This is a genomic window from Levilactobacillus andaensis, from assembly GCF_016861695.1.
GTDB lineage: Bacteria > Bacillota > Bacilli > Lactobacillales > Lactobacillaceae > Levilactobacillus > Levilactobacillus andaensis.
In genome coordinates this window covers 1-11,683 of record NZ_BOLP01000029.1, presented here as the reverse complement: position 1 = coordinate 11,683, position 11,683 = coordinate 1, and the positions used below count along the sequence as shown (strand labels likewise).

The 11,683-nt window shown below is 42.4% G+C and carries 9 protein-coding genes and 3 pseudogenes; 5 read left to right on the top strand and 7 right to left on the bottom strand.

What is annotated here, in order from left to right; translation table 11 throughout:
- Positions 1–296 precede the first annotated feature (296 nt).
- From JUF10_RS13845 to JUF10_RS13825, 5 genes are all read right to left on the bottom strand, one after another.
- Complete coding sequence (locus tag JUF10_RS13845; RefSeq protein ID WP_024855732.1) at positions 297–1,673, bottom strand: FAD-dependent oxidoreductase; 1,377 nt, start codon at positions 1,671–1,673, stop codon at positions 297–299.
- A 115-nt stretch (positions 1,674–1,788) separates the two neighbouring features.
- Positions 1,789–2,994 carry an NAD(P)/FAD-dependent oxidoreductase gene (locus JUF10_RS13840; protein ID WP_203643378.1) on the bottom strand — a complete coding sequence of 402 codons (1,206 nt, stop codon included), beginning with the start codon at positions 2,992–2,994 and terminating at the stop codon, positions 1,789–1,791.
- A gap of 227 nt (positions 2,995–3,221) precedes the next feature.
- Positions 3,222–4,397: an IS256 family transposase gene (locus JUF10_RS13835; protein ID WP_203643375.1), complete on the bottom strand. Its 1,176-nt coding sequence runs from the start codon at positions 4,395–4,397 to the stop codon at positions 3,222–3,224.
- A 122-nt stretch (positions 4,398–4,519) separates the two neighbouring features.
- Positions 4,520–5,692, bottom strand: a complete 1,173-nt coding sequence (locus JUF10_RS13830; protein ID WP_203643372.1) for an IS256 family transposase — start codon at positions 5,690–5,692, stop codon at positions 4,520–4,522.
- Positions 5,693–5,851: 159 nt separating this feature from the next.
- Positions 5,852–6,052, bottom strand: a complete 201-nt coding sequence (locus JUF10_RS13825; RefSeq protein WP_225361824.1) for a DUF536 domain-containing protein — start codon at positions 6,050–6,052, stop codon at positions 5,852–5,854.
- Between JUF10_RS13825 and JUF10_RS14270 the strand changes: the two are divergent.
- From JUF10_RS14270 to JUF10_RS13805, 4 genes and pseudogenes are all read left to right on the top strand, one after another.
- Positions 6,048–6,380, top strand: a pseudogene (locus JUF10_RS14270) (TetR/AcrR family transcriptional regulator); the annotation flags it as partial. The gene JUF10_RS13825 and the pseudogene JUF10_RS14270 overlap by 5 nt on opposite strands.
- A 222-nt stretch (positions 6,381–6,602) precedes the next feature.
- Positions 6,603–7,307 carry an NUDIX hydrolase gene (locus JUF10_RS13815; protein WP_107696700.1) on the top strand — a complete coding sequence of 235 codons (705 nt, stop codon included), beginning with the start codon at positions 6,603–6,605 and terminating at the stop codon, positions 7,305–7,307.
- A gap of 115 nt (positions 7,308–7,422) precedes the next feature.
- Positions 7,423–8,862 carry a nicotinate phosphoribosyltransferase gene (locus JUF10_RS13810; protein WP_057785053.1) on the top strand — a complete coding sequence of 480 codons (1,440 nt, stop codon included), beginning with the start codon at positions 7,423–7,425 and terminating at the stop codon, positions 8,860–8,862.
- Between the two features lies 1 nt (position 8,863).
- On the top strand, positions 8,864–9,412 hold the full coding sequence (locus JUF10_RS13805) for a cysteine hydrolase family protein (protein ID WP_045353555.1): 549 nt from the start codon (positions 8,864–8,866) through the stop codon (positions 9,410–9,412).
- 121 nt (positions 9,413–9,533) lie between these two features.
- On the opposite strand, the gene JUF10_RS13800 is transcribed toward JUF10_RS13805, so the two are convergent.
- On the bottom strand, positions 9,534–10,127 hold the full coding sequence (locus tag JUF10_RS13800; protein ID WP_203643369.1) for a recombinase family protein: 594 nt from the start codon (positions 10,125–10,127) through the stop codon (positions 9,534–9,536).
- Positions 10,128–10,695: 568 nt separating this feature from the next.
- Positions 10,696–11,004, bottom strand: a pseudogene (locus JUF10_RS13795) (IS30 family transposase); the annotation flags it as partial.
- Between the two features lie 166 nt (positions 11,005–11,170).
- Between JUF10_RS13795 and JUF10_RS13790 the strand changes: the two are divergent.
- Positions 11,171–11,536, top strand: a pseudogene (locus tag JUF10_RS13790) (transposase); the annotation flags it as partial.
- Positions 11,537–11,683 lie beyond the last annotated feature (147 nt).

The window sequence follows — 11,683 nt, the reverse complement described above, 5'->3', positions numbered from 1 at the left end:
ATGGGTTTGTGGTAAACACCATTTTAAAGGAAGCTGATCTTTTTTGTCCGAACAGCGTTCGGATTAATTTTACAATCCACCATAATAGTCTTGCATATTTAGATGTCCTTTCGGGGATAATCTGTGGGTATCGGGTGTGGCCGATGCCTTTTTTATTTTCCATTATATCAAAAGGCGGTCTAGTGAGAATCCGAAGATTCTCACTAGACCGTCTTATTTGTGGAGACTTATGTCACAGCCTCTTTTTGATTTATTCGTGATCCTAAACAGCAAGTTATAAGTGGTCGTTACAATTTCTATTTTGTAAACTCAAGTTCACCAAGAGCACGTTGGGCTGCTAAGTTCAATAGGCTCCACTGTCGGTCAAAGCCTGGCTGGAAGAAAAAGTCAGCTTCGGCTAAATCTTCCAGTTTTAATCCTTGTTGGATGGCTAATGAAATAACATTACCTTGGGCAGTGATATCATAAGTTGACAATACAGCACCACCTAATAGTTGATGAGTGTTTGGATTGTAATCCAGCTCTACGTAGACCTCTGTATTTCCCTTCTCCATAGGGACATAAGCTGGACGTAAAGTGTCTTTGTAAAAAGATGTGTTAATCTTAATATCGGCCTTTTGGGCTGTGGTCATATTCAGACCTGATGTGGCAAAGTGATAGTCGAAAACACTTAATGCTGATGAGCCGACTACTCCTGAAAATGGCATAGACGGTGTGTTCTCAAAGATGTGTTCCACTACATAACGGGCTTCACGTCGGGCAACCGTGGCTAAAGCTATCGGCATGTTCCTCTGAGCAGGAATTGAATAGGCCAACACCGCATCACCTATGGCATAGACATCAGGCAGATTAGTTCTCAAATATTTGTCAGTTTTAATCCACCCGCGCTTATCTAGTTCAACCGTTCCCTTTAACCAATCAGTATTAGGTTTAACTCCAACAGCTTGAATGATCAAGTCACTAGGATATTCTGCATCGTTGGTCTTAACAGCAGAAACCGATTCAGTCCCTTCATAGCATTCAATCTTAGCGCCAGTGACAACTTGAACGCCTTTGCTAGTCAATTCTTTTGATAAAATATCTGTTAATTCGGTATCTAGGTAGTTGCCCAGAGGCCGATTAATCATGTCGATTAATGTAACATTCTTTCCAGCTTTGATGCTGGCTTCAGCAGCTTCAACACCAATGTAACCAGCACCAATAACAGTAATATTTTTAACATCTGGGTCAGATAATTTTGCTTTGATCTTTTCTGCCCAATCCTTGCCGCGCATTGAATAAACGTTTTTTAGCTCATGACCAGGAACGGGTAAATCGTTTGGAGTTACGCCTGAGCTTAAGATTAATTTATCGTAATCATAGCTCTGTATCTTACCGGATCTTAAATCTTTCACGGTAACTTGCTTATTTTCTGGATTTATTTTGGTCACTTCATGATTGGCATATACTTCTGTCCCAAATTTTTCGAGATCTGCAGGTTTAAAATTACGGACATCATTAATACTCGTTACACTGTTTTCTAAATATAATTCCATACCACAGGACATAAAAGAAATAAAATCTCCCGCTTCGAAGAGTTTAATATCTAGGTTTGAGTATTTGTGAGTAAGTTCCAAAACCGACTGATGGCCGCCGTGCGAGGCACCAACAACAATAACTTTTGTCTTCGACATAAAAAATATAGCCTCCTAATAGATGGGTGACAAATAATAAATCGTTAATGATGGCCATTTTGTTCTAAAGTACATTCGTGATGACGCAATGATTCACCGATATCTCATCCAGATACTAAGCCTTCTTCTCTCGAATGGATCCCACCAGATCATCTGTAGCTGGAGCGTTCGCAAGCAATGCGCGAACATCATCAAGATTCACCTTAACATTCCAAACTAAAACACCAACTAACTTATCGGTATCTATGAAATAGACAAGCGATCCATGCGTTCGCCGATCAAAAATCAATTGCAATTTAGGATCAATATTACCGATTGCTTGCCAGGAAATATCAAAAATCATGGAATAGAAGTATGGGGTATGCTGATAGATCATGTGAGCACCTGCCATATTACGGCCAACTAATTCACCAGAAAGTCGGGCATGGTCCACGTGCTCAATCCGTTGCCGACCCAAGATGTGATCTGGATAAGAGGCAATATCTCCAGCAGACCAGATGGCTGGGTCACTAGTATTGAGATACTCATTAACTTTCACACCACCATCAGCTAAATCCAAACAACTGTCTTCAGCTAAACTAATCCGCGGCGTAACGCCTAACCCAACAATGATCGTATCGGCTGCGATCACCGTACCATCCTTTGTCAATAGAGTCAAGTGGTCACCTTGGCGTTGATATGATTGGACAAACTGACCACTCATCAGTGTGACACCATTGCGTTTGAACGTGGCTTCATACTCAGTCCGAATAGACTCAGGAAATTTACCCTCACCCAGCGCTTTTTCTGGAAAAATCATTGTAACTTCAGTCTCATTTTGGGTCAGTGACGATGCGAGCTCTGTACCAACATATCCACCACCAATGATCACAACTCGCTTGTTCGGACCACTAAATTTACGTAACTTGCGATAATCTGACCACTGTCTAAAGACTAGCACATGTGGATCAGAAGGTCCCTGGATTTGTCTAGGTTCTCCGCCAGTTGCTAGCAATAGCTGTTCATACTTGATTTGCTCACTATCGGCCAATGTAATGACCTTATCTTGCCGATTAATAGCCGTAACCGTTGTCTTGAACTTAAAAGTCACATTGGGATAATTTTCAGCACCAATCTGAATGTTCTCTTCAGTAAATTCATCATCTAGCCATAGTTTTTTACTCAGTGCCGGTCGTTCATATGGGACATCCGCCTCTTGCGAAATAATTAAGATCTCACCCTCTGAATCTTCCTGTCGAATTCCCTTGATGGCATAGCCAGCAACCACTCCGCCACCAACAATGACGTATCGATAGCTGTTTGTCTGATCCAAATCACTCATCTAATCGCCTCCATAACTTTACTTTTTCTAGGATCATTGTAATATAAAAACGCCATGATTCGAAAAATAACGATCAGAATTGTCAATCGTTGCTTGCTTTTATCAGAATAATAATTTTATTTACATACTGCTACAAAGCTATCAAATATCACTATGATCCAGATTTAGGGTAGCGTCAAGAATCTTGTGTAAATGAAATGCCTTCGTACATATAATATGTATCTAACTTAAATAAATGATGCTTCCAAGGTGTCCTGGAGTCCTTTGAACCCTCGGTGGATCCGCTTCAGAGAATTCTCGTTATAAACATTAAACTGAGAAACCAGGAAGCGATCCAGTGAATCTTCCGTTGGAAATTGTTCTTTGTGGTGGGTGGTGCGCTTGAGATGCTTATTAAAGTTCTCAATCAGGTTAGTGGAGTATAGTGATTGCCGGATAGCTGGTGGAAAGTCCATGAAAGTGAGTAAATTCGGCATTTTAAGCAGATCTTTGATTAATTTGGGATACGTCTGATGCCAGTTGTTGGCGAACTCATTCAGTTTCAGTTCGGCTGCTTCACGGTTGGCGGCCCGATGAACTTGTTTAAAGTCACTGATCACGGCCTTGCGGTCTTTTACGCGAACTTTGTTCATCAGATTCCGCCCAACATGAACCAGGCAACGTTGTCGTTTGGCTTTAGGAAAATGCCGATTCAAGCCTTCATCCAAACCAACTAACCCATCGGCCACAAACAACAGCACATCTTTAACGCCCTGCTTGATCAAGGTTCCCAGCAGTTCAGTCCAGATTCCAGTCGATTCCGTTGGCGCCACTTGGTAGTTCAGCACTTCTTTCGTACCATCTGGACGAATGCCAATCGCAATATGAACGGCTTCTTTTTGACCGGTATCCCGCTTTAACGGCAAGTAAGTGGCATCTAAGAAGATGGCCGCATATTGTGAAGCCAGTCGCCGTTGCTGGAAAGCTTGAACCTGTTCATTGACGGCTTTAGTCATGTTGGAAACCGTGGCTTTGGAGTAGTGAGCACCGTACATTTTCTCAATGAGTTCGGCAATTTCATCAGTGGTAATTCCCTTGGTATACAACTGAATGACCGTTGTTTCTAAATTATCACTGTGCCGACCGTAGGCTGGCAAGGTATGATTTTCAAACCGGCCATTTCGATCTCGAGGAATGGTTAAGTTAAGTTGGCCGTACTTCGTATCAAACGAGCGCTCATAACTGCCGTTGCGGTTATTACCAGTGTTAATCCCAGCGTATGAGTAGCGTTCGTAACCCCAAAACTCTGCCAATTCGGTTTGAAGCAGCTGGTTAATCGCAATTTCGAGGTGGTGACGAAAAACTTCGTCCAAATCTTGCTTTTGGGCTAGTGCAGCGATAATTTCTGTGGTAAGTTCATTCATGGGGAATGCCTCCTGTGATGTTTTCTGTGGTTACTAAATATCATAAGGGAAGGCATTCCCTATTTCTATAGGGAGTGTCAAATTTTTTGTGTAAATGGAAGTCCTCTCCCATTAGCTAGCTTCTAATACATGGATTCTAACGTATCTTGAATTTGCTTGAAACCTCGATGCGTTCGCTCAAAATTTTGGCCGTTGTAGTCACGAATAACTGTGACCAGAACGCGTTCTAGTGCTGGTTCATTTGGAAATTGTTCTTTCTTCTTTGTCTGCCGTTTTAGCTTCTTGTTGAATGATTCAATGAGATTTGTGCTGTAGATGCTACTGCGTATCGCAGCTGGAAAAGTGAAACAGGTCAAGAGATGAGGATTATTTTCTAGCTTGCCCGTTACTTTTGGATACGCCTTTTGCCACTTGTCTATGAAGTCAGCTAAGGCCTGTTTTGCGTCGTCCATGGTAGCTGCTTGATGGATCAGTTTGAAGTCGTTAAGGACCTCTTGTCGGTCCTTAGTTCGAACGTGAGCTTCAATGTTCCGACTGACGTGGATCAGGCACTGCTGGAGCTTAGCCTTAGGGAAGTGGTCACCAATTGTGTTGGTAAGGCCGACTAAGCCATCGGCCACGAATAAGAGGACTTCTTTTACACCACGCTGCTGAATGCCCACGAGAAGCTCTTCCCAAACGGTACTGGATTCAGTTGGAGCGACTTGGTATGCTAGGACCTCTTTCATACCATTTGGTCGAATGCCAATGGCGATATGCACGGCTTCTTTAGCCACTGAGTCCCGGCGCAGAGGTAAGTATGTTGCGTCCACATAAATGACTGCGTAACGACTCGCTAGAGGGCGCGTCTTGAAGGCGTTGACCTGTTGGTCAACGACCTTCGTGAGGTTTGAAACCGTTTGTGGTGTGTAATGAGCACCATACATTTTCTCAATCAAATCCGCGATCTCACTAGTGGTAATCCCTTTTTCGTAGAGCTGGACAACCGTGGCTTCTAAACCATCCGTTTGGCGTTGATAGCTTGGAATAGTTTGCGTATTAAAGGCGCCATTTCGGTCGCGTGGAACCTCCAAGTTTAGTTCCCCATACTTAGTTTTAAAGGTTCGCAGATAATGCCCATTGCGTGAATTGCCGCTGTTAAAGCCTTGGCGGTCGTAGGGTTCATAACCGAGGAACGATGAAAGTTCCTCGTGCATTAAATCATTGATGGCCGTTTCCAAATGTTGCCGAAAAACTTCGTCCAAATCTTGCTTTTGTGCTAGTGCTGCCATAATTTCTTTGTTAAACTGAGTCATGGGGAAAGCCTCCTATGTCCTATGAAGTGAGTGTGGTTGCTAACTATCATAAGGGAGAGGCTTTCCCTTTTCAATTGCTTATTTTTCTATTTACACATAATTATTTAAACACTCTTTCTATACAATTCAGAAATCTTTTATGCATTTACACAAGATATTTTACGCTCTCTCAGATTCGGTTTGTTGAGGTAATGATGGTTGTGATTGTTTGTGTGTAGTTAAATCTAATTGTTGTGCTTGATCGGCAATCCTATTAGTCGTTGCAATCTGTTCGTCCTTAACCTCTAACTGCTGTTTAAGTAGCTCAATAAAAGCTGATTGTTCTTTGGTTTGAGCCTGTAAAAAATTATTAACCGTCAAACCGTACCAAGAAATTTTCGTGATCGATATTAGTAACCAAGCCCGTATTTCCCGGCGGACTTTTTACCGGAATTTCAAAAGCAAAGACGATGTGATTAATCAGTATGTTATTTCCTTACTAAAGAAATACACTGATTGGATCTTGCAAGTTAACCCCCAAACCTATAAAGAAGTCATCGATGACTTCTTTACTTACTGGCCAGCTCACTCAGCTAAATTGGCTTTGTTAGTTAAAGCTGGTTTAAGCTATAAGATCTTGGATAATACTAACCAAACGATGCCGGTTTTCTTTCGGCGTTTCCATCTCCGCCACCCCAGTGTTGCTTGACACGTCGATGTCACTAACGATACCAAAGTTGAATATATGACCCGCATTGCCGTCGGTATTTTCTGGAATACTTTTTGCTTATGGTTAGCCCAGCCGACGTCGATCACCATTCAAAATTTAGCAATCCTCGTCAAACATGATTTAAAGCAACTGGGCAATTACTAGTGGCCGAGAAATGCTAAAATAGAGTTGAGTTAACAATTATGAAGGGAGGAGCGTCAATTGGATAGTGAAATTATTGCCCGGCCATTGGTGACCATCACCAACGTCATTTGGAGTTTTAATACTGAATTACACCGACCACAATTACTATTGATTAAGCGGGCAGATGAACCTCTAAAGGGACATTGGGCCCTCCCCGAAACCCTCTTGCGGAGTAAAGAGAGTGCCGACGCGGCCTGCATTCGTCTAATTGACGATAAAATTGGCCTGCAAGTTCCGATGAATTCAACCGAACAACTGGCCACCTTTACAGATCCCAAGCGGGTTACGGGAACTCGGGCACTGGCACTCGCCTATATGACCTATTTACCATCAACCCCAAAATTGCATCCAGGGTATGGGGCCACAGATGCCCAATGGTTCGTGCTTGATAAAGATCAGGGCAACTATGTGATCACCCATGACCAACAGGAGATTATCCTAAGTCCCGCCGGTCACCTGGTCTTTGATCATATTCAAATCATTACTACCGCCATTAATCGGATTAAAAACAAGCTGGACTATCAACCCCAAATTCTTCGGATCTTAGGTAATACCTTTACCCTGCGCCAAGCGCGCGAAGTCTTTGCAGCTTTCTTAGGTACGACAATTGACAAGATTGATAATTCCAACTTTAAGAAAACTCACAACCACCTCTTCAAAGAAGTCGGGGTCGCCACTTTGAACCATTCTGGGCGGCCACCAAAGCTCTACCAACTTAACTAAAGGGCATCATTTGCATTTTGCTGCAAAGTATTTATACTAGACGTAAATAAAAGTCAACCATACTTTTATTTTTAGCCAAATTAAAGTAATTTTTACTTAAAAGGAAGCATTTAAGATGAATCTACAACTATTAACCGACTTATATGAATTTTCCATGGCCAATGGGTACTACGCTACCCTACCCCATGATCGACAAGCTCGCTTCGACGTCTTTTACCGCCGGGTTCCCGACAACGGTAGTTTTGTCATTGTCGCTGGTCTCCAGCAGGTGGTAGAACAAGTTCAAAATTGGCATTTCACTAAGGAGAATATTGAATACCTGACCTCCCTGAATGAATTTACTCCCGAGTTTTTGGATTACCTGAGCAAGATTAAAAATCACTGCTCGATTAAGGCTTTACCAGAAGGAACCCCTGTTTTCCCACGGGAACCAATTATTTCAATTAGTGGACCGTTGATTGAAGCCCAGCTGTTAGAAACCTTTATTCTAAACATCATTAACCATCAATCATTAATTGCGACGAAGTCTTGGCAAATCAACCATGCCGCTCAAGGCCGACCAATTATGGAATTTGGCGCGCGGCGGGCGCAAGGCCCTGATGCCGCCACGTATGGGGCGCGAGCCGCGGTGATCGGCGGTTGTACCAGCACGTCGAACTTACAAGCAGCCAGTAAATTTAATATTCCCGCGGCCGGCACAATGGCACATGCCTGGGTCGAAAGCTTCTCTGATGAATTAAGTGCCTTTCAAGCTTGGGCCAAGGTTTATCCTGACAAAGTTTCCTTGCTCGTTGATACTTATGATGTCTTGAAGTCAGGAGTGCCGAACGCGATTCGGGTCTTCAAGCAAGTTAGCGCTCAAGGGCACCAACCAGTCGGGATCCGGATAGATTCCGGTGACATTTCGCAATTAGCCATCAAAGCCCGGAAGATGCTCGATGATGCTGGCTTCCCCAAGGCAAAGATTACAGCTTCAAATGCCCTTGATGCGCATGTAGTTAAGTCGTTGTTGGATGAAGGAGCTCCAATTGATAACTTTGGGATTGGGGAACGTTTAATTACCAGTTCCTCCAGTCCGGTATTAAGTGGCGTTTATAAGCTCGCCGAAGAAAAGATTAATGATCAATGGATCCCAAAAATTAAGGTTAGTGATAGCAGAGAAAAGATCACCCTTCCTGGTAATAAGCAAGTTTACCGGATTTACCGGCAAGATAACCTTCATCAAGCGATCGCCGATGTGATTGCCCTGGCTGATGAGCACATCACGGCTCCATTGAAAGTGGTTAATGCTAATTCGGCAGCCACGCACGCCAGCCAAGTTCTGACTAATTTTAATGCTAAGCCATTGATGCAAGAATATCTGGGTTCCAATGCTTCCCCAATCGAAAATGATCTCTTTAAGATTCAGCAATTCTCAATGGATCAAGTAGCAGAATTACCAGAAGCCACAAAACGGTTAGTTAACCCCGATCGGTACCCAGTTTACTTAACAGCTACATTGGCTGAATTGCAAGAACAGTTAATTACTAAAGCTCAATTTACGGAGGAACATTAAGATGGCTAAAGCGCTCTTAATTATTGACTATACAAACGACTTTGTGGCTGATAAGGGATCACTAACGGTTGGCAAGCCAGCGCAGACGTTGGCCCCAGAAATTATGCGGTTAGCCGATCAATTCTTAAGCCAGCATGATTATGTGATCTTTCCCACTGATGGTCACCGGCTTAATGACCCATTCAATCCAGAAACCAAACTATATCCGGCCCATAATATTATTGGGACGACCGGTCAGAAACTATACGGCCAAGTCGGCAGCTGGTTTGATCGACATCATGACGATTCCCATGTCTACAAATTCAATAAGAACCGTTACTCCTCCTTCCAAAACACCAATTTGGATAACTACCTGCGGGAACGGCGGATTGATGAAGTCTGGATTGCTGGTGTCTGCACTGATATTTGTGTCCTCCACACCGCAATCAGTGCCTACAACCTGGATTACCACATTGTGATTCCACAAGCAGCCGTGGCCACGTTCTCACCAGCTGGTGCTGAATGGGCGATGAATCATTTTAAAAACGTATTAGGGGCCACAATTCGATAATTCACTTTCAAATGATTATCAAAAAAACCACGAATTAATTACAAAAAATTCCCTTTGCTAAATGCATTGGGAATTTTTCTTTTGGCGTTACCTTTCTAGGGTAAAAGGTAACATTTTATTTTCAAATACAATCTACCTTAACATTAAATTTCTTTCGATACCTTATAAAGGTTGTCCGTTTAATTCCTGTATTTCGGGACACATCAATGTCACTCATGCCAGCTCGATAAAGCTTAAAAGCATGTTGCAAACGGGGATCATCTTTGGCATATTGGGGTTTGCGCCCATGATATTTACCCTGCTGCTTAGCTAAGGCAATCCCTTGTTGCTGGCGCTCAATGATTCGCTTACGTTCACTTTCGGCCTGATACTTATAGAGTTCAATAATCAAGTTGGTCATCAGTTGACGTAAATTTGGGTCAGCAATCCCTGTCATGGACGGCAAATTCAACACATCTAGGGTGGCACCTTTATTTTGAATGGAGTTCATGATCTTAGTCAAATCATGGTTGTTTCTGCCTAAGCGATCTAATTCAGTGACCATTACAATATCACCCTCACGAATATAGGCCAGCATTTTTTGCAGTTCTGGCCGATTAGTGTTAGCCCCACTTAATTTATCCGTAAATAATTTATCAACGTCTTTTAAAGCCGCTAACTGTCGATCTAAATGTTGCTCCTTGGAACTCACACGCGCATAACCGATTTTAGCCATTTCCAGTTCTCCTTTTGGACAGTTCTAATGAACACTTGTAATTCCTAGTATAGCACAGAAATAAAAATGGCCATTAGGGTATACCCTAGTGGCCGTTTAGTAGGAGGACTATCATTTCATTTGTTCATCTATGTTCAATTGAATTTCATGCTTAAGTTTATCTACGTAGCTGCCCAAACCTTTATCAAATAACGATTTTATATTGCAAAAGTCAGTTATAGATTTGAGAGCATTTCCAACAAAGAGTGCACTAATAAATATTGGTATATTGTCGTCTAGATTGCTTATAGGAGCCATACTGGATACATCATATTCTTGGTAAACATTAGTTGCATGTACTCTTTTAGAAGACTGATGCATAAGGAGATTGTAACGTTCCCCTTTATTAACATATATAGCTAAGCTTTGTAAACCATGCAAGTAGTTTCCGTTCGTATCTTTGCTAACATTATAAAAATCTTTAAAGTCCTTAGGGCTAATACTGATAGAATGGTCATCAAAGAATTCTTTAATCGTATCGTTGATGTTGTCTTTTCTTTCTTCTAAATCTGATTGGTAGATTGCAAATTTAATCCGAATTTTTGGACAAATTTGTCAGCATAACCTGATACGGTGTTTGCCAGTCGAGTATTTTAAGCGGTCGCTGGTTAATTTGGAGTAACGTCGTCGTTAAATCTTGAGCACTAATGTGCTCAAAACGAGTCCCTTTAGGATAAAAATAACGTAAATTCCGATTAAAGCGTTCATTACTACCACGTTCAGCTGGCGTATAAGCATGGCAGTAATAGGTCTTAATACCATATTGTGATTCAAGTGATACTAGCCCACTAAACTCAGTGCCACGGTCCACAGTAAAGCTGTGCACCGGACCATTAAAAGGGCGCTACGATATTTGGAGTTGATAGGCAGCTTGCCTACCAGCTCCTTTTTCTATACCATTTCTATATTTGAACGCGCAAAAAGGACATTACACTTTCTGCTCATTCACTGTCCCGACCAAAGAATAGAGAATAGGAGTTTGTGTAATGTCCCTTACAAGTAAGTCTATAAATCTGGTCGCCAAGAGCTTAGACCTGAGCCCGGAGTTCCGGGCAGCATATGAAGTCTACCAGGAGATTATAGGAGCGGTTAGAAAGCGTGATGCGTCAGCACTCGCAGCCGCACTAGAGAGCTATCGATCATTAGGAAACCGAATGGATCAGTCTATCAAAACGTTAAAGAAGTACAAGAGACAAGTCATCAATGCATTACGCTATGAGTACTCAAATGGCTTCCTTGAGGGTATTAACGGCATCATCAAGAAGATTAAGAACACTGCGTACGGCTATACGAATTGGAACAATTTCATCAATCGTATATTCCTGGAACGGGTTAGGTTCAGAGCTAAGAGCAGCAAGGCAGCAGCATAATAAAAGCACCTAGACCAATTAAGGCCTAGATGCTTCACAAAAGATCTATCAACTCTACTTGACGAAGAGCCTAAACAACTAGCTTTCCCCTAACCCGCCCGGTAAAATGGATTGTTAGGAGGGTGACACCTAGAATCGTAACTTCCA

Bases quoted from the DNA above. Each gene is read 5' to 3' on its own strand.
- JUF10_RS13840 (WP_203643378.1), bottom strand. From the start codon at position 2,994: ATGAGTGATTTGGATCAGACAAACAGCTATCGATACGTCATTGTTGGT.
- JUF10_RS13805 (WP_045353555.1), top strand. From the start codon at position 8,864: ATGGCTAAAGCGCTCTTAATTATTGACTATACAAACGACTTTGTGGCT.
- JUF10_RS13845 (WP_024855732.1), bottom strand. From the start codon at position 1,673: ATGTCGAAGACAAAAGTTATTGTTGTTGGTGCCTCGCACGGCGGCCAT.
- JUF10_RS13830 (WP_203643372.1), bottom strand. From the start codon at position 5,692: ATGACTCAGTTTAACAAAGAAATTATGGCAGCACTAGCACAAAAGCAA.
- JUF10_RS13810 (WP_057785053.1), top strand. From the start codon at position 7,423: ATGAATCTACAACTATTAACCGACTTATATGAATTTTCCATGGCCAAT.
- JUF10_RS13835 (WP_203643375.1), bottom strand. From the start codon at position 4,397: ATGAATGAACTTACCACAGAAATTATCGCTGCACTAGCCCAAAAGCAA.
- JUF10_RS13800 (WP_203643369.1), bottom strand. From the start codon at position 10,127: ATGGCTAAAATCGGTTATGCGCGTGTGAGTTCCAAGGAGCAACATTTA.